The 24,020-nt window shown below is 60.9% G+C and carries 26 protein-coding genes and 1 other RNA gene; 12 read left to right on the top strand and 15 right to left on the bottom strand.

Annotated elements, in window-relative coordinates:
- Positions 1-1,414, top strand: a 1,414-nt coding sequence (locus BM399_RS13060; RefSeq protein WP_244531244.1) for a mannose-1-phosphate guanylyltransferase/mannose-6-phosphate isomerase, incomplete at its 5' end; no start/stop codon positions are given.
- Between the two features lie 516 nt (positions 1,415-1,930).
- Here BM399_RS13060 and pssA read toward each other — a convergent pair.
- The 10 genes from pssA to BM399_RS13110 form a co-directional block, all read right to left on the bottom strand.
- The gene (gene pssA, locus BM399_RS13065; RefSeq protein ID WP_092868240.1) at positions 1,931-2,845 is read right to left on the bottom strand and encodes a CDP-diacylglycerol--serine O-phosphatidyltransferase; all 915 of its coding nucleotides are present in this window, start codon (positions 2,843-2,845) and stop codon (positions 1,931-1,933) included.
- Positions 2,846-2,898: 53 nt separating this feature from the next.
- Positions 2,899-3,612 (bottom strand): phosphatidylserine decarboxylase, encoded by a 714-nt coding sequence (locus BM399_RS13070; RefSeq protein ID WP_092868241.1) that lies wholly within the window; start codon positions 3,610-3,612, stop codon positions 2,899-2,901.
- Between the two features lie 44 nt (positions 3,613-3,656).
- Positions 3,657-5,126, bottom strand: coding sequence for a Do family serine endopeptidase (locus tag BM399_RS13075; RefSeq protein ID WP_092868242.1), 1,470 nt, complete (start codon positions 5,124-5,126; stop codon positions 3,657-3,659).
- A gap of 222 nt (positions 5,127-5,348) precedes the next feature.
- On the bottom strand, positions 5,349-5,534 hold the full coding sequence (locus BM399_RS13080) for a DUF2065 domain-containing protein (RefSeq protein ID WP_092868243.1): 186 nt from the start codon (positions 5,532-5,534) through the stop codon (positions 5,349-5,351).
- Entirely contained in the window at positions 5,531-6,430 is a 900-nt protein-coding gene (gene hflC / locus BM399_RS13085; RefSeq protein WP_092868244.1) for a protease modulator HflC, read from the bottom strand. The genes BM399_RS13080 and hflC overlap by 4 nt, the downstream gene beginning before the upstream one ends.
- 1 nt (position 6,431) lies before the next feature.
- Positions 6,432-7,631, bottom strand: a complete 1,200-nt coding sequence (gene hflK / locus BM399_RS13090; RefSeq protein ID WP_092868245.1) for an FtsH protease activity modulator HflK — start codon at positions 7,629-7,631, stop codon at positions 6,432-6,434.
- Positions 7,632-7,871: 240 nt separating this feature from the next.
- Positions 7,872-8,387 carry a dihydrofolate reductase gene (locus BM399_RS13095; protein ID WP_425284078.1) on the bottom strand — a complete coding sequence of 172 codons (516 nt, stop codon included), beginning with the start codon at positions 8,385-8,387 and terminating at the stop codon, positions 7,872-7,874.
- Positions 8,388-8,392: 5 nt separating this feature from the next.
- Positions 8,393-8,803, bottom strand: coding sequence for a hypothetical protein (locus BM399_RS13100; protein WP_092868247.1), 411 nt, complete (start codon positions 8,801-8,803; stop codon positions 8,393-8,395).
- A gap of 93 nt (positions 8,804-8,896) precedes the next feature.
- Positions 8,897-9,691 carry a thymidylate synthase gene (locus BM399_RS13105; RefSeq protein WP_092868248.1) on the bottom strand — a complete coding sequence of 265 codons (795 nt, stop codon included), beginning with the start codon at positions 9,689-9,691 and terminating at the stop codon, positions 8,897-8,899.
- A 58-nt stretch (positions 9,692-9,749) separates the two neighbouring features.
- On the bottom strand, positions 9,750-10,502 hold the full coding sequence (locus BM399_RS13110) for a CPBP family intramembrane glutamic endopeptidase (RefSeq protein ID WP_092868249.1): 753 nt from the start codon (positions 10,500-10,502) through the stop codon (positions 9,750-9,752).
- A 264-nt stretch (positions 10,503-10,766) separates the two neighbouring features.
- On the opposite strand from BM399_RS13110, the gene ssrA reads away from it, so the two are divergent.
- The 3 genes from ssrA to map all read left to right on the top strand — a co-directional run bounded on the left by ssrA (position 10,767) and on the right by map (position 12,806).
- Positions 10,767-11,147, top strand: a transfer-messenger RNA (tmRNA) gene (ssrA, locus tag BM399_RS13115).
- A 129-nt stretch (positions 11,148-11,276) separates the two neighbouring features.
- Positions 11,277-11,960 carry an SspB family protein gene (locus tag BM399_RS13120; RefSeq protein ID WP_092868250.1) on the top strand — a complete coding sequence of 228 codons (684 nt, stop codon included), beginning with the start codon at positions 11,277-11,279 and terminating at the stop codon, positions 11,958-11,960.
- 87 nt (positions 11,961-12,047) lie between these two features.
- Positions 12,048-12,806, top strand: a complete 759-nt coding sequence (map, locus tag BM399_RS13125) for a type I methionyl aminopeptidase (protein WP_092868251.1) — start codon at positions 12,048-12,050, stop codon at positions 12,804-12,806.
- Positions 12,807-12,885: 79 nt separating this feature from the next.
- On the opposite strand, the gene BM399_RS13130 is transcribed toward map, so the two are convergent.
- Together BM399_RS13130 and BM399_RS13135 are read right to left on the bottom strand one after the other, a co-directional pair.
- Positions 12,886-13,686 (bottom strand): outer membrane protein, encoded by an 801-nt coding sequence (locus BM399_RS13130; protein ID WP_092868252.1) that lies wholly within the window; start codon positions 13,684-13,686, stop codon positions 12,886-12,888.
- Positions 13,687-14,110: 424 nt separating this feature from the next.
- The gene (locus BM399_RS13135) at positions 14,111-14,428 is read right to left on the bottom strand and encodes a GYD domain-containing protein (protein WP_092868253.1); all 318 of its coding nucleotides are present in this window, start codon (positions 14,426-14,428) and stop codon (positions 14,111-14,113) included.
- Positions 14,429-14,876: 448 nt separating this feature from the next.
- On the opposite strand from BM399_RS13135, the gene BM399_RS13140 reads away from it, so the two are divergent.
- From BM399_RS13140 to BM399_RS13155, 4 genes are all read left to right on the top strand, one after another.
- A complete protein-coding gene (locus BM399_RS13140; RefSeq protein WP_092868254.1) occupies positions 14,877-16,013 on the top strand; it encodes an acyltransferase family protein in 1,137 nt (378 codons plus the stop codon).
- 113 nt (positions 16,014-16,126) lie between these two features.
- Complete coding sequence (gene fumC, locus BM399_RS13145) at positions 16,127-17,572, top strand: class II fumarate hydratase (RefSeq protein ID WP_342028757.1); 1,446 nt, start codon at positions 16,127-16,129, stop codon at positions 17,570-17,572.
- 188 nt (positions 17,573-17,760) lie between these two features.
- Entirely contained in the window at positions 17,761-17,988 is a 228-nt protein-coding gene (locus BM399_RS13150) for a DUF4169 family protein (RefSeq protein WP_092869082.1), read from the top strand.
- Positions 17,989-18,219: a ribbon-helix-helix domain-containing protein gene (locus tag BM399_RS13155; RefSeq protein WP_092868255.1), complete on the top strand. Its 231-nt coding sequence runs from the start codon at positions 17,989-17,991 to the stop codon at positions 18,217-18,219.
- A gap of 33 nt (positions 18,220-18,252) precedes the next feature.
- Here the strand turns inward: BM399_RS13155 and BM399_RS13160 are convergent, their stop codons facing one another.
- Positions 18,253-18,495, bottom strand: coding sequence for a hypothetical protein (locus BM399_RS13160; RefSeq protein WP_092868256.1), 243 nt, complete (start codon positions 18,493-18,495; stop codon positions 18,253-18,255).
- 269 nt (positions 18,496-18,764) lie between these two features.
- Entirely contained in the window at positions 18,765-19,220 is a 456-nt protein-coding gene (locus tag BM399_RS13165; protein ID WP_092868257.1) for a hypothetical protein, read from the bottom strand.
- A 412-nt stretch (positions 19,221-19,632) separates the two neighbouring features.
- Here BM399_RS13165 and BM399_RS13170 point away from each other — a divergent pair, with 412 nt between their 5' ends.
- The 3 genes from BM399_RS13170 to infA all read left to right on the top strand — a co-directional run bounded on the left by BM399_RS13170 (position 19,633) and on the right by infA (position 20,972).
- Complete coding sequence (locus BM399_RS13170) at positions 19,633-20,085, top strand: YcbK family protein (protein ID WP_092868258.1); 453 nt, start codon at positions 19,633-19,635, stop codon at positions 20,083-20,085.
- Positions 20,086-20,369: 284 nt separating this feature from the next.
- Positions 20,370-20,576 (top strand): cold-shock protein, encoded by a 207-nt coding sequence (locus tag BM399_RS13175; RefSeq protein ID WP_013214405.1) that lies wholly within the window; start codon positions 20,370-20,372, stop codon positions 20,574-20,576.
- A 93-nt stretch (positions 20,577-20,669) separates the two neighbouring features.
- Positions 20,670-20,972, top strand: coding sequence for a translation initiation factor IF-1 (infA, locus tag BM399_RS13180; protein WP_092868259.1), 303 nt, complete (start codon positions 20,670-20,672; stop codon positions 20,970-20,972).
- Between the two features lie 57 nt (positions 20,973-21,029).
- On the opposite strand, the gene BM399_RS13185 is transcribed toward infA, so the two are convergent.
- Positions 21,030-22,331, bottom strand: coding sequence for an NTP/NDP exchange transporter (locus BM399_RS13185; RefSeq protein WP_092868260.1), 1,302 nt, complete (start codon positions 22,329-22,331; stop codon positions 21,030-21,032).
- 288 nt (positions 22,332-22,619) lie between these two features.
- Here BM399_RS13185 and BM399_RS13190 point away from each other — a divergent pair, with 288 nt between their 5' ends.
- The gene (locus tag BM399_RS13190) at positions 22,620-24,005 is read left to right on the top strand and encodes a polyhydroxyalkanoate depolymerase (RefSeq protein WP_092868261.1); all 1,386 of its coding nucleotides are present in this window, start codon (positions 22,620-22,622) and stop codon (positions 24,003-24,005) included.
- The last annotated feature ends 15 nt before the right edge of the window (positions 24,006-24,020 follow it).

Genomic DNA, 24,020 nt, shown 5'->3' on the forward strand with positions numbered 1-24,020 from the left:
CGGCTCGGGGACGCGGCTGTGGCCGCTGTCGCGGGCGATGTATCCGAAGCAGTTCATTCGTTTCTTCAACGGTCAAAGCGCGTCGTTCCTCGGCGCGGCGCTCGGGCGGCTGCCGGCGCCTGAGGGTTTCGAGCGACCGATCCTGCTGTGCAACAACGATCACCGGTTTCTGGTGCGCGAGGAGTTGGAACGCGCCGGCCTCGAGCCGCGCGCCATCGTGCTCGAGCCCATCGCGCGCAACACGGCGCCGGCCATCGCGGTCGCGGCGCTGATTGCGCTTGCCGACAATCCGGACGCCGTTCTCGCGGTCATGCCGTCCGATCACGTCATCGAAGACGGCGCGGCGTTCGCTAAGAACATCCGGCGCGCGGCGGAGGTCGCGGCGACGGGCAAGCTCGTCCTCTTCGGCATCAAGCCGACGGAACCGCATACGGGTTACGGTTACATCAAGCGCGGCGCGGCGCTCGCGGGTTTCGACGGTCATGCGTTCGCCGTCGAGAGCTTCGCCGAAAAGCCCGACCGCGCCACGGCCGAGCGCTATCTCGCCGATGGCGGCTATTTCTGGAACAGCGGCATCTTCGCGCTCAACGCCAAGACGTATCTCGCCGAGATCGAGCGGCTGGAGCCGAAAATCCTCGCGGCGGCGCGGGCGGCGCTGGCGGGGGCGACGGAAGACCTCGGCTTCCTGCGCCTCGACCGCGCCGGCTTCGCGGCGTCGCCCAACATCTCAATCGACTACGCGGTGATGGAGAAGACGCGGGCGGCGGCGATCCTGCCGATGGACGTCGGCTGGAACGACGTCGGCTCGTGGTCGTCGCTGTGGGACATCGCGCCTCGCGACGACAAGGGCAACTTCATCAAGGGCGAAGCGGTGCTCGAGGATACGTCGGATTGCTACGTGCATTCCGAGCGCGCGCTGGTATCCACGATCGGCGTCAACGATCTCATCATCGTCAACACGCCGGACGCGCTGCTCGTCGCCGACAAGAGCCGCACGCAGGATGTTTCCAAGATCGTGCAGCGGCTGAAGCAATCGAACCGCAAGGAGCAGGAGCAGCACCTCAGAAACTACCGGCCGTGGGGTTACTTCGAGACGCTCAACATCGGGCCGCGGTTTCAGGTGAAGCTGTTGCACGTGAAGCCCGGCGGCATGCTCTCCATGCAAATGCATCATCACCGGTCGGAGCATTGGATCGTCGTGCAGGGGACGGCGCAGGTGTCGATCGGCGAGAAGGAGCAGCTCGTGCGCGAGAACGAGAGCGTCTACATATTCGCGACGCAATGGCACCGGCTGCAAAATCCCGGCAAGGTTCCCGTCGAAATCATCGAAGTGCAGATCGGCTCGTACCTCGGCGAGGACGACATCATGCGCACCGACGACATCTATCATCGCCAGCCCGAAGAGACGAAGTGACGGGCGTGGTGGCTAGCCGCGTTCCGCGAGCGGGCCGCCAGCGTCGTTGTCATCTGGGGCGCTGGCGACTCGCGTTCCGCGAGCCGGCCGCCAGCGCATTTATTTCGCCGGGATGATGGAATAAGCGGGCTCCGCCGCGTGCCTCGGCAGGCAAAGTTGTCGTCCCGGGCGAGCCCATCTTGCGAGACCCGGGACCCATCTCTCTTGTGGCCCTGGGTCCCGGCTCTGCGCTGCGCTTCGGCCGGGATGACAAGGGGGAAGTCGCGGCATGAGCCGGGGACGTCCCTACCCACCGTCATGCCGACGAAGGTCGCCAGACAGGCTTCGGCAATACGGGGGTGGCGGGTTTGCTCCGCGCGGGCCGCGAGCACCGACATGCTGCGCATTGCCTGGATCCCGGCCTTCGCCGGGATGACGGTATGTTCGGTCGACTCGCGTTCCGCGAGCCGGCCGCCAGCCTTGTCGTTGTCATCTCGCGCTGGCGACTTGCGTTCCGCAAGCCGGCCGCCAGCGCATTTATTTCGCCGGATCGGTCGGGCGGAAGGTAAAGATGCGCCCCGTACCTTGCTGTGGCGCGGGCGTTTCGCTCGGTTGAGGAGAAGCCGCCTGCGCAGCGGCGGCGGCTGCGCTCTCGCCCTCGCTCCTGTCGCGGAAGTTCCGCCAGCTCACGGGGATGAAGCCGAGATAAATCAGCGTCAACACAGTCAGCGTTTCGTAGGGGTAGGTGAACAGGAACGCGACGATGCCGATGGCGACGACGAATATCGGCAGCACCCATTCCCGTCCCACGCGCTCGCCGACCAGCTTGCCGGAGTATGTCGGGATCGACGACACCATCATGAAGGCGATGAACACCGTGTAGACGAGCACGACCTTCAACGCCCACTGCGTTTTGATGTCGGCGAGGCCGAGCTGATCGAGATAGACCGGCAGCAGCAGGACAATTGCCGCTGCGGGCGTCGGCATGCCCATGAAGTAGTTCGATTGCCACTTCGGCTTCTCATCGTCGAGCGCCGCATTGAAGCGTGCGAGGCGAAGGGCGGAGGCAAGCGCGAAGATCATCACGCAGATCCAGCCTGCGCTTTTCAGGTCACCGAGACCCCAATTGAAAAGCAGAAAAGCCGGAGCGACGCCGAAGTTCACAAAATCGGCGAGGCTGTCGAGCTCGGCGCCGAAACGGGATGAAGCCTTCAGGAGCCGGGCGATGCGGCCATCGATCCCGTCGAGACAGGCGGCGAAGACAATCGCCGCCAGCGCCAGATCGTACCGGCCTTCGATCCCCATGCGGATCGATGTCAGGCCGGCGCACAGACCGAGGAGCGTAAAGAAATTCGGCACCAGCATCCGCACTGGCACGCGCCGGTGACGGAACAGAGACCGGCGCCTGCGACGGCGCGTTTCGGTCTCGATGAATGGCTCGTCCGCATCCATGGCAGGCTCCTTATGGTCCATGCCTCAAGTTTCAACAGCGCGGCGCCACGGCCTCAGGCGTTACGCGCTTCGCGTTCCGGCTCGATCGATTGAAGATCTGCCAAAACCGTCTCGCCTGCAACAGCACGCTGACCAACGCTGACGAGAGCGTTTTTGCCGGGGGGCAGATAAACGTCCACGCGCGACCCAAAACGGATCAAACCGAAGCGCTGGCCGGTTCCGAGTGTGTCACCGACCTCGCAAAAGGTCACGATGCGGCGGGCCACAAGTCCTGCGATTTGCACCACGCCGACGTCGCCTTCGGCTGGGGTCTCGATGACGATAAGCCGGCGTTCGTTGTCCTCGCTCGCCTTGTCGAGAGCGGCGTTCAGAAATGTGCCCGGCACGTAGATGGAGCGGACGACGCGGCCGGCGATCGGCGCGCGGTTGATGTGAACGTCGAACACCGAGAGGAATGTCGAAATACGGGTGCGCGGCTCCGTGCCGAGGCCCATCTCGGCGGGCGGCACGACTTTCTCGATGCCGGAGATCTTGCCGTCGGCGGCGGAGACGACGAGGCCCGGTCTCAGCGGGGTGACGCGCTGCGGATCACGGAAGAAATAGATGACCCATGCGGTAATGCCCGCGCAGATCCATCCGAGCGGCGGATAAAGGAAGAAGAACAGCAGCGTTACCGCGGCGGCGATGCCGACGAACTTGTGTCCATCGGGATGCACGGGCGATAGCTGGTCGAAAATCGTATCGAGAATGCCGTGACCTTTGGACACGAATTACCTCCTGCCGAGAATTTCTGGTTCCGATAGCACGCGGGTTACGACAACGGCACTGCGACGAAGCGGAGATCGCCCTTGCTGTCCTCGACACGAAGCAGCACGGCCTTGCGGCCGGCCTTCTTGACCTTTTCGACGCTTTTCGCGACGTCGTCGGGTTCGGAGACGCTGTCCTGCCCCGCTTCGACGATGACATCGCCCGGCTTCAGGCCTTTGCTCGCGGCGGGGCTTTGCGGATCGACCTGCTCAACGACGACGCCTTTGATCTTGTCGTCCAGATTGTACTTCTTGCGAAGGTCGTCGCTCAGGGGCGAGAGCGTCAGCCCGATGATGGTCGAGCCCTTTGGATCAGCGTCTTTGCCGAGGTCGTTTTTGAGGTCGCTGGCGTTATCGTCGTCGTCTTCGAGACGGCCGACGGTCACTTGCGCGTTCTGCTTCTGACCTTTGCGGAGAAGCTCGAGGTCGACGGCTTGGCCGACCTCAGCCTGGGCGACCATCTTCGGCAGGCCGCGCATCGTCGTCACGTCCTTGCCGTCGAACCGCAAAATGACGTCGCCCGCTTCGAGCCCCGCTTTCGAAGCCGGGCTGCCGGGCGTTACGGCCGCAACGAGAGCGCCTGTGTTTTGAGGCAATCCCAGCGTTTCGGCGATGTCGTCGGTCACGGTTTGGATTTTGACGCCGAGCCAGCCGCGCCGTACTTCGCCGTACTGCTTCAGCTGGTCGATGACTTTCGCGACGGTGTCGGACGGGACCGCAAAGCCGATGCCGATCGATCCGCCGGTCGGCGAGATGATCGCCGTGTTCACGCCGATGACTTCGCCATTCATGTTGAACAGCGGGCCGCCGGAGTTGCCCTTGTTGATCGCCGCGTCGGTCTGCAGGTAGTCGTCATAGGGCCCGGAATTGATGTCGCGGCTTTTCGCCGAGATGATGCCGAGCGAAACCGATCCGCCGAGGCCGAACGGGTTGCCGATGGCCATGACCCAATCGCCGACGTCGATTTGCGAGGATGGGCCGAATTTCACGTCCGCAAGCGGCTTCTTCGGCGTGACCTTCAAAAGCGCGAGGTCGGCCTTGGTGTCGCGGCCGATGATCTTCTCGACGACGAGCTTGGAGCCGTCATGGAAGTTGATGTCGATCTCCTCGGCACCTTCGATGACGTGGTTGTTGGTGACGATCAGGCCTTCCTTGCCGTCGATCACGAAGCCCGAGCCGAGCGACGAGACCTTGCGGTCGCCGTGGGGAACGCCGCCGCGCTTGTTGAAGAAGTCATCGAAAAAGTCTTCGAAGGGTGCACCCTTCGGAACCTTCGGCAGCGGGTTGCCGGCCGGGCCTTTGACGGTTTGAGACGTCGCGATGTTGACGACCGCATCCTCGAGACGCTTGGCGAGGGGTGCGACGGACGCCGGTCCGTTCGCGAATTCTGCTGCTAGAGCCGGTCCTGCACCAGCTGAGCCCCACAGCGCGACGAAGCCAACACTGACAAGAAGCGCCGAACGTTTCTTCATCATCGCGAAAACTCCAGGGGCTGATCGTGTCGTACGCTCGTTCGGCCGGGTGGGGGGCCGTTCGGCCAGGTACCGGATTAACAGGCGTTATTGGCGCAACATCCAAGCGTCAACATGGCAACTTTAGCATACCGTCAAGGCGGGGGGATAAGTTGGTCGTTTCAGCCCTATCCCTGGTGCGTCCCTGGGTGCGTCCCTCGGCGCGTCCCTGGGCTCATCGCTGGCTCATCCCCGGGCCAGCCAAACGACAAAAACGCCGAGCGCCACTGCGGCGACGGCGCAGGCCTGGATGCGGCCATTGCTGAAACTTGAAATTTCTTCAAGGGCCCGCCGCGCCTTTTGAGGCGCGGCGGCCCAGAGGAGGCCCTCGAGGACGAGTGCGAAGCCCAGCCCTGCGAGGAGATCGTTCATCGCTGGTCGGCAGGAGCCCGCGACGCCGGCTCCTTGCCGTTAGGGTCCTGGAAGTACCGGAAGAACTCGCTGTCAGGCGTCAGCAGCAAGCGGGTGTCGTCGGGCTTGATAGCCGTCGTATAGGCCTGCATCGACCGATAGAAGCGGAAGAATTCCGGGTCCTTGCCGAAGGCGTCCGCGAAGATCCTGCTGCGCTCGGCTTCGCCGTCGCCGCGGATTTCATCGGACTTCTGCGTCGCCGTCGCCTTGATGATCGTCACGTCCTTGTCGGCGTTGGCGCGGATGCGGTTGCTTTCCGCTTCGCCCTGGGCGCGCAGCTCCGTCGCCTCGCGAACACGGTCGGCCCGCATCCGGTCATAGACCTTGACGAGGTTTTCCTTCGGAAGGTCAGCGCGTTTGATGCGGACGTCGACGACTTCAAGACCGTAGTCGCGGCCTTCCTTGTTCACCTGCGCGGCGATCAGCTTCATCAGGCTTTCGCGCTTGTCCTTGACGACTTCCTGCAGAGTTGCAGAACCAAGAACACGGCGGATTTCAGATTCGATCAGCGGGCCTACGACCTCGCGAACGCGATCCTCGGTGCGCACGTTCTGATAGAACTTGAGCTGGTCGGTGATGCGATAGCGGGCGTAAGCGTCGACGATCAATCGCTGCTGATCGGACGCCGTCACTTCCTGCTCGGTCGTATCGAGATCAAGGATGCGCTTGTCGAACTTCTCGACGGTATCGATGAACGGCACCTTCCACTTCAGGCCAGGCGTCGTGATGGCCTGCTGCGGATTACCGAAGCGAAGCACGAGCGCCTGCTCGTTCTGGTGCACGATGAAGGCGGAGGCGTAGAGCCCCAGCGCTGCGAGACCGAGAACGGTCAGGATAAAAGCGAAGAACGCTCGCATATTATTTCGCTCCGTCGGGCTGTTGCTGGTCGCGCTTCTGGAGCTGCTCCAGCGGCAGGTACGGGACTACGCCCTGGCCGCCGCTCTTTTGATCGAGGATGATCTTGTCAGCCCCGGACAGAACGCGTTCCTGCATTTCGAGATAAAGCCGTTCGCGCGTAACGTCCGGCGCCTTCTTGTATTCGTCGTAGACCTTGGTGAAGCGGGCGGCCTGACCCGTCGCCTCGGCGATCGTCTGATCGCGGTAGCCTTCGGCGGCGGCAACGATGCGGTCGGCATCGCCGCGGGCACGCGGGGTCACCTGGTCCTGATAAGTCTGAGCCTGCTTGACCAGGGTTTCCTTCTCCTGACCGGCAGCGGCGACTTCGCGGAATGAACTGATGACTTCCTGCGGCGGGTCGACCTCTTTGAGCTGGATCTGATCGATCTTGATGCCGGCACGATAGTAATCGAGCGTCTTCTGCATCAGATTACGCACGTCTTCCTGCGTTTTTTGACGGCCGCCAGTCAGAAGCGGCTGAAGGGCCGACTGACCGACAACTTCACGCATGGCGCTCTCGGCGACCTCACGAACGGTCGTCTCGGGCTGGGCGATGTTGAACATGTACTGCTCGACGCCCGTCTCTCCGGTTACCGGATCCGATTCAGGGCTGATGCGCCAGAAAACGACGAAGCGAACGTCGACGACGCTGCCGTCTCCCGTCAGCATCAAGCCGCTATCCTGGCCGCCGATAACACTGCGGCCGGCGCCGACTTCGATCGTACGCTGCTGCGTAACCTTCGGCAGGCGAACTTCCTCGATCGGATAAGGCCAGCGGAAATGCAGGCCCGCCGGCTCCCACCGGTCAAACTTGCCGAACCGCATGACGATGCCCTGCTCGTCCGGATTGACGCGGAAGAAGAAGCCGTAGAACGAGACGCCTGCAAGCAGCAGCATCGCGATCAGGAAAAGGAAGGGTTTCGGTACGCCGCCGCCGAAGTCGCCGCTACCGTTGCCGTTGCCACCGCCGCCGCGCATCACTTGGCGCACGCGATCCTGGCCACGGCGCAGAATCTCATCGAGATCGGGCGGTTCTTTACCACCACCACCGCCGCCGCCAGAAGGCCCCCAGGGTCCTTGGCCCCACGGGCCACCACCGCCCTTGCGGCCGCCGCCATTCCCACCGGGGTTGCCGCCACCGCCTTGACTCGTCCAGGGCATAACTCAGGGCCTCATCGAATTTGAGTTGAAAAGTGAAATCGCGACCCCCGCTTTGAATACGCCGGCAACAGATCGCTGTCGCCGATTGTTAGACATGCACCACAAAGGGTTGAGCCACGTCGTTAAAAGAGATTTCGCGGAGCTTATAGGGCAGGGCCCGATCGATCGCAAATTCCGCTTTTTTTGGCTAATTGCAATTTGGTGGCTCCGCGCGAGCCTTCAAGTGCGGCGTGTCGCTTCTTATGCCGATGTTTTCAGGCGATCGTAAACGATTAGCGTCGACGCGTGGTCGTCGCGAGGGCCATTTGGTAGCGCCTCCTCGCTGACTTTTTGCCACTGGGCAGCGTCGAGCGGCGCGAAATGACGGTCACCGTCAACTACCGCATGGACGCGGGTCAAGTAGATCCGATCTGCGACCGGAAATGCCGCGTCGTAGATCGCCGCACCGCCGATAACCATGATCTCTTCGGCACCGCGCGTCGTCGCGAGAACGCGTCCAAGGGTCAGCGCTTCGCTCACCGTCTCGCACGTCGAGACACCGGCCACCTCGAATGAGGGGTCTCGCGTGACGACGATGTTATCGCGGCCATCGAGCGGCTTGCCGATCGATTGGAATGTTTTGCGGCCCATGATGATGGGCTTGTCCATCGTGAGGCGACGGAACGTCTTGAGGTCGGATGAGAGCCGCCACGGCAAGCCGCCGTCGCGGCCGATAACGCCGTTCTCGGAGACGGCGACGATAAGTGAAACTTTCAATGCGCTCAAATTTCTGGCTTGCATCCCTGAATAGGGATCATCGTGAACTGGTTGCTGTCGACGTATTTGTTCATTGCGCCGCTAATGGCATCGACTCCTAGTCCGACGACGCCGCCAACCAAAACATTTCCGGCTGTCATGGTCTCAGTATAGGAGGGAATAATGCCCACCGCGTCCTGATAACATTTTTTCTTACACGTCACCGAAATATTTTGTTGGCTCTTGTCCAACACTAGGTTCGCAGGTGTCACGATACTTTTGGAGCCGATTCCCGGCGAGGACAGCATGCACGTCGCCCCGGGGGCACCGGGAGTGTCGATCGCGACTGTTTGCGTCGTACCTCTTGTAATGGTCGCACATCCCGGGAATTGAGCAGCACATAAAACCGCGCATGCTACCGTGCTCAGCTTCCCCATCCCCAGCGCCTCCCCAGCCCCATTATCCTTGAAATGAGGTTTAGAGGACGGCCACCTCCGGGTCCAGCCTTCAGCAGGCTGAAAATCTGTGTTCTACACCGCCACCGGCGCCTTGATGTGCGGGTGAGGATCGTAGCCTACCAGCTCGAAGTCCTCGTATTTGAAGTCGAAGATCGATGACACCGCGGGGTTTATCTTCATCTGAGGCAGCGCGCGCGGCGTGCGGGACAGCTGCAGATCCGCCTGCTCGAGGTGATTGAGATAGAGGTGCGCGTCGCCGAACGTGTGGACGAAATCTCCCGGCTTCAGTCCCGTCACTTGCGCCATCATCATCGTCAGCAGCGCGTAGCTCGCGATGTTGAACGGAACGCCGAGGAACACGTCCGCCGAGCGCTGATAGAGCTGACACGAGAGCTTACCGTCGGTGACATAGAACTGGAAAAGGCAATGGCAGGGGGCCAACGCCATTTTCGACAGGTCGCCCGGGTTCCAAGCCGTCACGATGATGCGGCGCGAATCCGGATTGCGCGTCAGATCGGCGACGGCGATTGCGATTTGATCGATGGTCGCGCCATCGGGGGCTTCCCAGCTGCGCCACTGCTTGCCGTAGACCGGACCGAGATTGCCTTCCGCGTCCGCCCATTCGTCCCAGATGCTGACGCCATGCTCCTTCAGATACTGGGTATTCGTCGCTCCCGACAGAAACCACAGCAGCTCGACGATGATCGACCGCAGGTGCAGCTTCTTCGTCGTGACGAGGGGGAACCCCTCCGAAAGGTCGAAGCGCATCTGGTGGCCGAAGACCGAAAGGGTGCCGGTGCCGGTGCGGTCGGTTTTCTTCGCGCCTTCGGTTCGCACGCGGCGCAGCAGGTCGAGGTATTGTTGCATTCGATGAGCACTAATCGATTCTAGCCCGCTGATCGATTCCGGCGAGCTTTCCGCCCACCTAGACGAACGATCCCCCGGCCGAGAAAGCCATCAAGAGGATGATCATCGAGTTGTAGGCGCCATGACAGACGATCGGTGTCAATAGCGACCCGGTGCGCTCGCGAAGCCACGCAAGATAAAGTCCGATCAGCGTTATCGCAGCCAAGCCATAGAGCGAATAATTGGCATGCAGCAGGGCCCACGTCACCGCGGTGATGACCGCCGCGCCGGTAAATCCCAACGGCGAAGGCCTGAGGGCTCCGAAGAGCAAACCCCGGAACAGGCATTCCTCGGCGAGCGGCGCTCCGATACCGGCCGCGAGGAGAATGAGCCACCACGTCCGCGATTTCATCATCTCGGCGAAGGGCTGGAGGTCGTGCTGCAGTGCGTCCGGATTGAAAACGAAAACAAAGGAGGCGAAGACCATCGCGAGCGCCATCAGCACGACGACGGAGAGCGCGAGCGTCTTGATGCCCCCAGGCGGCATTTCGAAATTCAAAAAGGGCACGCCCGCGACGCGCCTGCGGCGAGCATTGGCCAGAAATACAGAGACGACCGTCACTGCCTGAAAAGCGAAGAGCGATATGGCGACGCGTCCCGTCATCAGGGCTTCGGGTTCACCGGCCGCGAAGGCGCGAGGCTCCTTGATCTGGCTCCAGATATCGAAGACTGCGGCGGCGCCGTATCCCGAAACTGTCGCCAGTACGACGATCGCGACGGCTAGGCAGACACCGGTCGCCACCCATTTCCAAATCTGAGCTCGACTTTGCACGTGACCTTGCACTCGATTTTAGGCTCGACCCTGAAAGCAACCCAGGCCCCGGATCATGAGCGGGACCTTATCTTGCGACGATACGCTCACTCTATAATTTCTTGGGGTGAAGTTCTCCCGCCTGCCGGGGCGCCATGATCAAATCACGGCGCCCAGCGCCAGAACCGGGGCCAAAATCGGGGGTCTCGTTCACCAATCGCTCTGTCCAATCGTCGCTCCGCCGATCACAGATTTCTTCGTCGTGGCGAGCACATAGGCGCGGAAACGCTTTTTTTCGAAAGCATTGCACCCTATATTCGTCGTGCTGGCTTCGGCCAGCTATGGCGATAAACGCGGTCGTAATAAGCCGATCGGACCCGGGGGCGGTACCCGGCGCCTCCACCACATGCCACCTTTCACTGCTCGTCGAGCGGGCTGAGGCGGCATCTGATGGGGGCGAAATAGGATCGACGAAGGCGTAAAGGACTTAGCTTTTGCCCGGCATGATACCACCGTTATCGGGTCTTACAGAATAGTTGCCAATGACAACTATGCTGAGGCCGCTCTCGCTGCGTAATGCAGTGCGAATAGCCTGAACTTGAAGCCCTTATCCGTAGCAGGATAAGGCGCGGTCCGGAGGGCACCGGGCAACAGAAGCCCTCCACTTTTACTGCGTCCCTTTAGAATGTCCCTAGAATGTCCCTGGCACTCGGACTTGAGGGGACGGGACTTGACGGGACGGCAAATCTGATTTCAGAGGTCAGAACGAAGTGTTCGCGAATTGAAGGCTGAGGCATGGCATCGGGGCCGTCCATAGATTACGCAAAGCTACAACAGGAGGCGATGCGAGGCGTTGTGCGCGCGGTACTGCAGCAGGTCGTCAAGACCGGGTTGCCCGACGAGCACCATTTCTACATCTCGTTCCTTACGCAGGCGCAGGGCGTGATCCTGTCGAAGCGGCTCAAGGAAAAATATCCGACCGAAATGACGATCGTGCTCCAGCACCGGTTCTGGGATCTGATCGTTTCGGAGGACCGGTTCGAGGTCAAGCTCACCTTTGACGGCATTCCCGAAAGACTCGTCGTTCCCTTCGCCGCCATCAAGGTTTTCATCGACCCGAGCGTTCGCTACGGGCTGCAGTTCGACGAGGAAGCGAGCGATCGCGATGCGCCGCCCGCGCCGCGTGCGATCAGCGCGGATGCGACCTACGACGTCGTCGACGTAACGGAAACGCCGCGCACGCAAACCAAAAAACCGAGAGCGCCGCGCAAGGCCCGCGGCGATAAGGACGTTCCGAACGCAGCGCCGGCTTTGGTTGCCGTGAAGTCGGGTCCTTCTTCGGTACCGCCCAATCCGGAACCCGCGTCGCGCGCCGGTGAGGAAGCTGCGAAAGACGGCGACCATAGCGAGGCTGCGACTGAGGCTGCACCCGAAGGTGGCGCCAAGATCCTGAGCCTGGATCAGTTCCGGAAGAAGTAGGCGGCCACCGGCGTTCGCCCGCCGTTCAGGCGTTTGCGAACAGCTCATCCCGTGAGTATGAAATCATACAAACTGACGGGATAGCGAATGACAATCTCAAGCGATGACGAGCTCGATCGGCTCAAGGAGATCGGCCGCATTGTCGCCGACACACTGGCAGCAATGGGAAAGGCCATCGAGCCAGGAATGACGACGCGCGAGCTCGATGAGTTGGGCCGAGCTCTTCTGGAAAAGGCAGGGGCCACGTCTGCTCCCGAGCTTTGCTACGGTTTCCCGGGCGCCACCTGCATCAGCGTCAACGAAGAGATCGCGCACGGAATTCCGGGGAACCGGCGGATTGCTGCGGGTGACTTGGTCAACATCGACGTTTCCGCGCAAAAGAATCGTGTTTTCGCCGACACGGGCGCGTCGTTCGCCGTGCCGCCGACCTCCAAAGCGATCGAGCGGCTTTGTCGCGATGGGCGACGAGCCATGTGGACCGGCATCAGGCAGATCGGCGCGAATAAGCCGCTCGGCGGCATCGGAAAAGCGATCGGCGCGTTCGCTCGCCGAAACCGCTATACGCTCGTTCAAAATCTTGCCAGCCACGGCATTGGGCATTCGTTGCACGAGGAGCCGACGGAGATCGCAACCTGGCCGGTTCAATCGGAGCGGCGGATCATGAATGAAGGTCTCGTCTTCACCGTGGAGCCGTTTCTTTCGCTTGGCGCCGAGTGGGCGGAAGATGGTGGCGAAGCCGGCGACGCGTGGACGCTCTTCAGCAGCCCCAGAGCGCCGACCGTACAATACGAGCACACCGTCGTCGCGACGCGTAACGGTCCTCTCGTCGTGACGTTACCCGGGTAATTCTCACGCGGCTGCTACTTCTGGCCCGGCACCGACGCCAGCATGGCGCAACGAGACCTCGCCGCTGGTGACGCACGAACTAGAAATTGAACCCGATGCCTGCGGTTCCCAGATGGTAGGACGTTTCGCCGAAGCGATCCGTCCAGGCAGAGGTGGGAACATGGGTGTCATACACGGTCGGCCCGAAAATCTGATCGACGGAGCCGACGTACAGGTAGCGATACTCGCCGAACACGTAGGCGTTGCTGCTAAGGGCGACGCGAACACCGGCCTTGGCTTGTGCCGCGAAGGTCCAGGCAGATGAGTCGGGGCCGGAGTTGAAGTGGTTGATGCCACCTTCTGCTGGGTTGGTCTGGAGGGAATTCGCGCCGTCGATGGCGACGCGGGCGCCGCCGATGCCGCCGCCGAAATAGGGCGTCACGCCCGGATAGGACGTCGGAAAACTGAGAACCAGATTCGCCAGAACAACGGAGCTGTTCATCGGGAACGTATCGTCGAACGTATGCTCGGGAAGCCGGTCAGTGGGGTTTTGCAGCGTCGCGCGGCGGGTCCCGGCGTCGAGATCCAGACCTTCGATCTCGAAGGCAGGCAACACCGAGCCGTGCGAAAATTCATAACCGATCTGCCCGCCGACGAACCCGACACCGCCGCTGTCGGTCCGACCCCTAGCATTGACCGCTAACGGACCTCCCGCGATCTCGGGAAAAAAGGCCGTGCCGAGCTGGGTGACGTCAGTTGCGGTGCTGAAGCCCCCACCGCCGAAAACGCCGAGGTAGACACCGCGCGCTGGCGCGGCTTGTCCTGGCAACTGCCTGTCGGCAGCGACGGCCGGCGCCACCGCAAAACTCGCGATGATCGCTAGTGTCAGTTTGAACCGCATAACCGCCCCCTCAGATGACCGCCCCGAATCGAATCTACTCCGGATCAGACTATTGGAGCTTGGCCACGAGTTCACGGCATTGTTGGTGCACGGTCCAATCGTTCGCGCATGGCTTACTGACGCGCTGTCTGCGGGGCTTTGTTGCGCGTCTTCGAGAAGACTCCTGCATGACCTCGTGCCGCGAGACATGTGTCGTGCAGAGCGTGTGGGGGGCGCGCGCCCAACATAATCGGGAAGGTCGAGCGGGTTTAAGCTTCGCGCCGACGTTCGGATTTACACCTGCACACGTCAGCTTTTGGCCGAAAGCTGTCGTGATCGCTCGTTGGCCGATCTCTGCTTTCACGCCAAAGAGCGGGCGTCACGATCACGTGAGCCAAGTCGCTTCCTGATCCTTAGCGGACGTTCCATGAAGAACGTCGCCCCTTTACGCCGGCGGGTGGAATTCGACTTTTCTTTTCACCGCTTGGTCCACATCTTCCGGCGTCATGAGGACCGTGACCCGAGACTTCAACGTGCCGCTGGCCTGGGCGACGATGGCGGTGGCTGCCATCTCCATGTTGCTCGGCAGATCGAGAATAATGACGAAGTCATCGCCGCCAAAAGCGAAGTAAAATGCTTCGAGTTTGCCGCCCATATCCTTGGCGAGCCGTTCTACCATTGCACGTCGTTTCGAGCCGCCCTCCTTTAGCAGGCCCTTCAGACCCTGATCGGTGTAGGAACCCTGCACGAGATATTTCGGCATAGCGTCTCCTCCTCCTCAAGCTACTTGCGACAGGAGATTATAGACCCTGAGTTGGAGGCGACATAACTGCCCTTTCCGTCATGCCGGCGAAGGCCGGCGCCCAGACAAGCTGCACGGGGCAGACGCGGTTCGCTCTGAGGCGCACCACAACTGTATTTGCGCTGCGCTTTGCCTGGATCCCAGCCTTTGCCGGGATGACGGTGGGTGTGGGCTCGACGCTGCGATCCGGCCGGTATGACAAGAGCCGTCGGAGATGGGCTCACTGCCGTCATCCTCGGTGAGCCCCACTTGAGAGACGCGAGACCCAGCCCTCCCGGGATGCTGGCGCTCGATGGCTGTCCAAGACCACCGCCTTGCTTGAAAGGCAGGCCAAGCATTGGACTTTTGCTGTGCCCACTTTCGAAGGAAGAATCATTGCTCCGCATGCTGAATTTGTTAGATTGGTTGCATGGGGGAACGACTTCCGACACTCGATGGTCTGCGCGCGGTCGCGATCTTGCTCGTATTAGCGAGTCACCTGCCGTATACCGAAAGCTTCCCGCCTAGCTCCTCCACCGACTTTTTGACCTCGCATGGCCAATTTGGCGTGCGGCTATTCTTTGTCATCAGCGGGTTTCTGATCACACACCTTTTACTGAAGGAGCATGGACGCTTCGGATCAGTCAGCCTTTCCGAATTTTACATTAGGCGAAGCTTCCGCATTCTCCCCATATACGTGGCATTTTTGTTGACGATCGCCGGTTTTCAATTCTTCGGGCTGGTCCACGACCAAGCGTCAAGTTGGCTTGGGAGCCTGACCTTCACCAGAAACGTCTTGGGGCGGGGCGACAGTCCCTCAATCCATCTCTGGAGCCTTGCTGTCGAAGAGCAGTTCTACTTGCTTTGGCCTAGCGCGATTGCTTTTCTCGGGCTTGCAGATCGCCCCCGACGTGCGTTGGCTATTCTATGTGGTACGATACTCGTCGCTGTCATCGCGCGCAGCGTCAGCTGTCAGACCGGAATTGTTTGCGTGCGCCTTCTGGGAGAGAAAAGCCTTATCCATAACGGTGACAGTTTGGCAGTGGGTTGCGCTCTGGTATTCTGGATGCGCTCGCGGCAGCCTGCTTCGCGGTTAGGTTTATTATCTCTCGGGAGTACATCGCTCGTCTTATTCGCTAGTTGCTTCATAACGCCGACCAACGCTTGGAGCGCTTCGTTGCTCATCCTCGCCCAGACTTTGGGCTTCGCTGCCCTCATCTATTGCGGCGTCGCTCAGAGCAGATCAGGCATTGCCTTTCAGTTTCTCAACTCCAAGGCGATGACAGCAATCGGTCTCATCTCCTATTCACTCTACGTCTGGCATATGCTGTTCCTATCGGCGAACACCGGCACCCGTATCTTTCCCTCGCCCCTCTACGATTGGCGTATCTGGTGGCTACCCGCCTTTTGCTTGGCTGCCGCATCTTACTATTTTTACGAAAGCCCCATTCGAAGCCTCGGGTCGCGCCTCATCGCCAAGCGCCGCGGACAACAAGCAGCTCTAGCCTCCCCGATAAGCGCGCCGGTTCGAGATCATGTTGCCACGTTACGCGCCGTCAAAGGCTGATAGGCCGCCCGCCTAAAAATTGCTGGCTTACCACCAAGGGTCCCGGCGCGGCGCTACGCTCGGCTGGCCGATACGCCGGCATGACCGATTACCCGCTCGACAAACGGGCTCGTATGCGCGACGAAGCACGAAAATTTGGACATCCGATCAATCACGGGACCGACACCATGAGCAAGACGCGCACCGAAACCGACACCTTTGGCCCGATCGAAGTTGCGGCCGATCGTTATTGGGGTGCGCAGGCACAGCGCAGCCTCGGCAATTTCAAGATCGGCTGGGAGAAGCAGCCCGCTCCGATCGTTCGCGCGCTCGGCGTCGTGAAGCGCGCTGCGGCCGAGACGAACATGGCGCTCGGCAGGCTCGATCCGAAGATCGGCGAGACGATCGTCAAAGCTGCGCAGGAAGTCATCGAGGGGAAACTCGACGATCATTTCCCGCTCGTCGTCTGGCAGACGGGCTCGGGTACGCAATCGAACATGAATGCGAACGAAGTCATCTCGAACCGCGCTATCGAAATGCTGGGCGGCGAGATGGGCTCGAAAAAGCCCGTGCATCCAAACGATCACGTCAACATGAGCCAGTCGTCCAACGACACCTATCCGACGGCGATGCACATCGCGTGCTCGGAAGAGGTCGTGCACCGGCTCATTCCGGCGCTGCAGCAGCTGCGCAACGCATTGAACGACAAGGCGCAGGCTTGGTCGCGCATCATCAAGATCGGCCGCACGCACACGCAGGACGCGACGCCGTTGACGCTCGGCCAAGAGTTCTCGGGTTATACCCAGCAGGTTGAGAACGGCATTGCGCGCATCGAACAAACGCTCCCGAAGTTGATGGAGCTCGCGCAGGGCGGAACTGCAGTCGGCACCGGCCTCAACGCGCCGAAGGGCTTCGCGGAGCTCGTAGCGGAGCGCATCGCTTCAATCACGCACCTGCCGTTCAAATCGGCGCCCAACAAGTTCGAGGCTCTCGCCGCGCACGATGCGATGGTGTTTTCGCACGGCGCGATCAACACCGTCGCCGCATCGCTGTTCAAGATCGCGAACGACATCCGGTTGCTGGGTTCCGGCCCTCGTTCCGGCCTCGGCGAACTATCGCTCCCCGAAAACGAACCGGGTTCGTCGATCATGCCGGGCAAGGTTAACCCGACGCAGTGCGAGGCGCTGACGCAGGTTTGCATTCAGATTTTCGGCAACAACGCCGCCATCTCGTTCGCCGGCAGCCAAGGGCATTTCGAGCTGAATGTTTACAATCCCGTAATGGCCTACAACTTCCTGCAATCGGTTCGCTTGATGAGCGATGCCGCTGTATCGTTCACCGAACATTGCGTCGCCGGTATCGAGCCGAGGGAAGACAACATCCGCGCCGGTCTCGAGCGGTCGTTGATGCTCGTCACGGCCTTGGCTCCGAAGATCGGTTACGACAACGCCGCTAAAATCGCGAAAACCGCGCACAAGAAGGGCACGACGCTTCGCGACGAAGCCGTGGGCGGCGGCTATGTGACGGACAAGGAGTTCGATGAGATCGTGCGGCCGGAAAAGATGATCGGGCCCGAGTGATCTCGCCGGTCTCGCGCTGATCCTCGCAACTTTGCGACGTTCGCGGACTGACATGCGCGACCGTGGCATTGCGACCGAACGGCACTTTCAACATCAAGTGCTGCGTCGCCGTTTGACGGATTTGCGTTGCTGCAGATAAAATGGCTGAAACTCAGGATGCGATTTGCATCCTTTGCGGAGTGCATTTTATGACCGCCGAGATCATCAATCTCAACAAGGTCCGTAAAGCCCGCGAGCGCGCCGACCGGGAACGAGAGGCGCATGAAAACCGGCTCAAATACGGGCAATCGAAGTCGGAGCGGGGGCTTGTCGACGCGCAACATCGCAAGTCTCAGGCCGAGCTCGACAGGGCACGACGGGAAGACAATCGCGCCGACGAAGACGCCGACGATATCGATCCCAACACCGCCTCGTAAATGAGGCCCGAGAAGCGCTCGTTCTCGATTCAGGGACACAGAACGTCGGTTTCACTCGAGAAGGCGTTCTGGATTGCTCTCAAGGAAGCTGCCGCCGAAGACGGCATGACGCTCGCGAGCTTGATCAATTCCATCGACAGGGGACGCGGGGAGGCGGGGCTCTCGAGTGCCGTTCGCGTCTGGCTGCTGGACCGCCTGAAAGCACGCGCGCAGGCGAAGGCCGCCGATTAGCGGCAGCGCGGCGTGGCCCGGCAGCGGTGCTGCTTACCGGTATCCGTTCCGGTAGCGATCGCGAAATCGCATATCCGGCGGGCGGGTAGACCCGGTGTCGCACCAGGGATTGCCGTAATAGCCATAGCGGCCATTGATCGGCGTGCAGTCGCGCTCGACGGGCTTCGCGTACCAAGGCTGCGGCTTCGGCTTCGCCCTGGTGTGCTTCGCCAATGCTTGCGAGGCTGGGGCGACTGCGGCGAGCGCCAGGAAAATTCCGATCAGATACGCTTTCACGACAGTTCCTTCGGGTAGTTTCCTTCGAGGCGCGGGATTTCTTGTCGGCCGGGCGCTCTCGATTTGCCGCCTCCGGAACTTAGGTATTCGACACGGCGGTTGCCAGCCCACTCGAGTTGCCGATGCGAGGCGGCGACGGGGTTACTTTCGAGGAAACGCGTGAGGGTTCCAATATAGCGGAAAGGCGGGGCCGGGACCTCGAAGGTGCCGCCCCGCCGCGTTCCGATCTTGAGATGCGGGCCCGTTAGGCGACCCAGGCCCTCTCGCCGTTAAGGCAGACGACCCCAGCTGAAGAGGCCGTAAAGCCAAGCCGCCACCGCGCCGAATCCGGCGGCGATGCACAGTATCGGCACGATCTCACTGATGTTGCCTTCGAGCAGCGGCGACTGCCGCTGCGCGAGATGCGGCATCACGATAAACGCGCTGATGAGGCCCGGTCCGAAGAGGCCGAGGATGGCGCCGCGAATGGTCATCATGCCCTGAGGCTTCCAGCCAAGGATCAAGCCAAACAGTGCGCCCCAGAGGCCGCCGGTCAACGTGTTGCCAATGATCCAGGGTAGCTCGATCGACGGCACAAGCAGGCTCGGCACAGGGTCCGTGCTCCAGGGCATCGCGTTCCAGCCGGTCCAATATTGCACGAATAGCCAGCTGATCCCTTCTTGGGCGATGAGCGCCGCAATCATCCCGGCGACGAAGCCCACCAAAAGACTTCTCAAGGCATTCATGGTTGTGTCCCCTTCCCTGCTGTCCCCTTTTGCGCGATGTGCCCCGCGCCCTTCTTGCTACTCTGCTTGCGTCAACTATTCCATGCCTGTTGCTCAATTTACAGATTTCGACTGAAGGCTGTTCGCGAGAAGCAACGGACGCTATGCCATTACAACTCGCCTTATTTTGGCCCATCGGGTAAGGCTTTCAGTACACGCCACACAAAACGGTGCACTCGTCTTCCGTGACAGGGCACCTCCGGTCTCTTTGAGATCACGGTCGTGAGGCGCACCGGGGGGCTGGCGCTCGCGGTCCCCTGTCCAATCCAATGCTCCGCAGCGCGGGCCTTATGGCTCGCCATAGCAGCTTCACGGGGAAGCAGCGGGCGGTGCGTTTCGACCTTTTCCCATCATTGAACACGAGGGACTTCCCATGAGTAAGGGATCGACTATTGCTGTGCTTTCTCTGGCACTTGCCGCGTTCGTCGCGCCGAGCCTGGCCGAGGCCAAATCGTACAACAGCGGCAAAGGCTACCGCGCCAAAAGCCACGCGACGGCCGCCCGCCGCGTATCCGGTGACAACACCGCTTGCCTGACATCGGAAGCACGCAACCTCCTCGCGCGTATCCGGGGCCAATTCAACAACGTCCAAATCGTCTCGACCTGCCGGCCGGGCGCGAAGATCGCGGGGACGAACTATCCCTCGAAGCACGCTTCGGGACAGGCGATCGATTTCCGCGTCCCGGGCCGCAAAGCCGAAGTCGTCCGCTGGCTGATCGCCAATTATAAGAACGGTGGCATCATGACTTACAACGATATGGACCATATCCATGTCGACGTCGGCGCCCGCTTCGTCGCTCTTAACCGTCCGAGCGGCCGCACCTGAATCTTCGAGGCGGGCCGTGCGGCCCGCCTCAATTTCAATCGGGCGTTGTCCGCGGGATGCTGAAACGGCATGCATTTCAGGGCTCTGTGGCGCATCCTGACGGCCCCCGTGCCGCCTGCGACGATCTTGCCTTTCTTGAAGGAGCAAGGCATAAAGTCGCCATCGAACACGCCTTGGCTTACTCTTCGACAGCGCTACCGCCTGCCCTAAGACGTCTCCATCGCGCGATTTGATTATCTCCGGACATTCTGCCGGGGAATGCATGTTTGCTTTGGAGGCAATTGATGTCGAACGGGACTGTGAAGTGGTTCAACGGTCAGAAGGGTTACGGCTTTATTCAGCCTGAAGAAGGTGGGAACGATGTTTTTGTTCACATCTCTGCAGTTGAGAGAGCAGGTCTTCAGTCGCTCCGCGAAGGCCAAAAGATCTACTTTGAAACCGAGCGTGGACGTAACGGTAAGATCGCTGCCGTAAACCTCCGTCCGCTCTAAGGTTTTCGAGGCCACTCCACTCATGCGGGGAGCAGCTCGGCTGCTCCCCGCTTTTCTTATCCGGTTATCAAAAAAGGAAGTTCGGGAGATCGAATGGCGAAAGAAGAGATGCTCGAGTTCGAGGGTGTGGTGGATGAAGTTCTGCCTGACGCCCGCTGTCGCGTGAAGCTCGACAATGGGCATGAAGTCATTGCCTACACCTCGGGGCGCATGAAGAAGAACCGCATCCGCATTCTCGCCGGCGACCGTGTGACGGTCGAGATGACCCCTTATGATTTGACCAAGGGCCGCATCAATTTCCGTCACAAAGACGGTCGTCCCGGTGGCGGCGGCGCGGAACCTGCAGGCACGGCACGCTCAAGCGGCGGCCCTCCTCGTCGCGGCGGCGGACGCTAATCACGACGGACTGCGCGCTGCCTTCAACCGCAGTGCTCCCCCGCGAGTTAACGGGCTTTAGTCACTAACGGAAAGTTCGGCGGCGCGCTGCTTGTGATTGGCGCCGAGGCGCTCGGCGGTCCAGAGCCAAGCGACCACCAGCGGAATGGCGATTGCTCCGGTTGCTCCTGCGGCAAATCCGAGCCCGCCTCCGACGATCGAAAAGAGCCACCCCGACGTCGCATCGCCGCCGCGAAATACGACCGTGTCGATGAAGTTCTGCACCTTGTATTTATCGGCTGGCGTGGCGAGCGTGTAGATCACCTTTATCGCGGGATTGGCGAGCGCGAACGAAACGATCCGTTCAGCGACCATGACGGCGGCGACAATCCACAGCGCTGCGTCGAACGTCAGCAAAAGCACGCCCAGCGCGCCTGTCAGCGGCAAAGCGAGCAACGCTCCCGTTACGCCGAAGCGGCGCAGAACGCGCGCCGTTCCGAAGACTTCGATCAGGAACGTCACGACGCTGACGGCAAGGTCACGGCCGGAAAAGAACAGCACGCGGTCGGCGCTGTTGTCTATCGATGCCGCGACGAGGCGCGCCTGCTCCAGGTAAAAAAACGTCCCGATGATGTTCGTGATGAAGATGAAAAGCGCGATGCGCGCGAACATCGGCGTCGTGAAGACCTTGATCGCGCCGTCGAGTATGCCGCCGCCTGCGGGCTCGGACGCCGTCTTCGCTTCCGCGGGTCTCAGGCGGCGCAATTGCAAGCTCGCCAACATCGAAGCGATCAGCAGCGCCGCCGAGACAGCCAAGAGATCGACGGGTGGCAATACTCTGACCAGCCCTTGGGTGAACAATGGCCCCGCGAGAGCACCAGCGGTGCCGCCTGCCGAAATGAAGCCGTAGAGCCGCGTCGCTTCCTCGTGCGACCAGAGCTCCGACATCAGACTCCAGAAGAGCGATACGACGAAGAGATTGAAGACGCTTGCCCAGACGAAGAACGATCCGGCTACCCATTGATCGCCAGGCGACGCTTTGAGCACGAGCCAGAAGATGACGAGGTTCACCGAGAAGAAGCTGTAAATTGACGGAAGCACGTAACGGCGCGGAAAGCGTGTCGCGACAAATCCAAACAGCGGCACGAGGACGAGCATCACGACGAAGACGACCGTGAAGAGTTCGCGGAGGGAATCCTTGCCGAGCGACACGCCCATTTCGTCGCGAACCGGACGGATGATGTAGTAGGCAGACAGCAGCGCGAAGAACATCGCGAACGACGCGAGCAGTGCCGATATCTCTCCGGGCGCAACATCAACAAAGCGCCGCAACCACGGACGGGAAGAAGTTGCCGATGAGGGGGATCGTTGTGATGGCATGCCGGCCCGCGTTCTCGCAGCTATCTCTCTTATTGTCTTCCCGGAACTAACAGTGGCGAGCGCGCGTCATCGTGATTGACGCGATGCAGCAGGAAAGTGCCGGGCGGAGACGCTGTTCGGCAGTGTACCTTTAATGCACAGGTGTGCCTTATCATTAGGCACGCAAACGTTTTCTAGATTGTGACTATGACCAATCGTTCTATACTGACGCAGTGCAGCAACAACAAGCTGTCCGGTGAGTTGGCAGTCGGCGGGAAATCCTTATCAACACAAGGACTTGCGACAGATATGAACTACTACGCCTATGAAATGGCCCATGCGTTCATGTCCCCTGTCCGATTCGGCGTCCAGGCTCTGCGTCAGACGCTAGGCTGGCCTCTCAACCCGATGAGTTACACGACGGCGGGTAAGAACATGATCGCCGCGTGCGAGGTGTTCGAGAACATCACGCGCCGTTATGGGAAGCCCGAGTTCGGCATCAAAAGCGTGCAACTCGCGGGGCTCACGGTTCCGATCCGCGAAGAGGTCGTTCTCGCCAAGCCGTTCTGCAATCTTATTCATTTCGATCGCGGCCAGGCCGAGACCGGCAAGCGTTACGATCCGAAAGTTCTGATCATCGCACCGATGTCGGGGCACTACGCGACGCTGCTCAGGGGCACGGTTGAATCCATGCTTCCCGAGCACGACGTCTACATCACAGACTGGGCCGACGCGCGCAACGTGCCGATCGCGGCGGGCCGATTCGATTTCGATGATTTCGTCGATTACCTGATCGACTTCATGCGTTTCATCGGCACGAACACGCACGTCATCGCGGTATGCCAGCCGGCCGTGCCCGCGCTCGTCGCGGCCGCGCTGATGGCCTCACGGAATGAAACCTGTCAGCCGGCGTCGCTTGTGTTGATGGGCGGCCCCATCGACACGCGCCGTAATCCGACGAAGGTCAACGATCTCGCGGCAGATAGATCAATCTCGTGGTTCGAATCCAATGTGATCTCGACCGTGCCATTTCCACATGCGGGATTCATGCGGCCGGTTTATCCGGGATTCATGCAGCTCACGGGCTTCATGACGATGAACCTCGAGCGGCACATGAACGCTCACGTCGACCTGTTCAACAATCTCGTCAAAGGCGACTGCGACAGCGTCAACCAGCATCAGGCGTTCTACGAGGAATACCTCGCGGTCATGGACCTCACTGCGGAGTTCTATCTGCAGACCGTGCAGACGGTATTCCAGGACCACCTGCTTCCCGATAAGAAGCTGATGCACAGGAACGAGCTGGTCGATTGCTCGGCAATCCGCAACACCGCTCTCATGACCGTCGAAGGCGAGCGCGACGACATTTGCGGCCTCGGCCAAACGGAAGCCGCGCACGATCTCTGCGTCGGCATTCCCCATGACGAGAAAGTGCATTACGTGCAGCAGGGCGTCGGCCATTACGGCGTGTTCAACGGCACGCGCTGGCGCACCGAGATTCAGCCGCGCATTCGCGAGTTCATCCGGACGATCAATTACAAGCGGCTGACCGGCAATCAGTCGACCCGCATGCCGAAGCCGTACCGGGTGCTGAAGGATGCTCCGGACGTTGCTCCCGATTGGCGCACGAAGCCGAATGGCGCGCTCAACGGCGTCAACGGCAAACATCCGCCGTCGTCCGCCGCCGGCGAATAATTAGAGCGTCGGCAC

Origin of the sequence: Hyphomicrobium facile (assembly GCF_900116175.1) — a bacterium.
GTDB lineage: Bacteria > Pseudomonadota > Alphaproteobacteria > Rhizobiales > Hyphomicrobiaceae > Hyphomicrobium_B > Hyphomicrobium_B facile.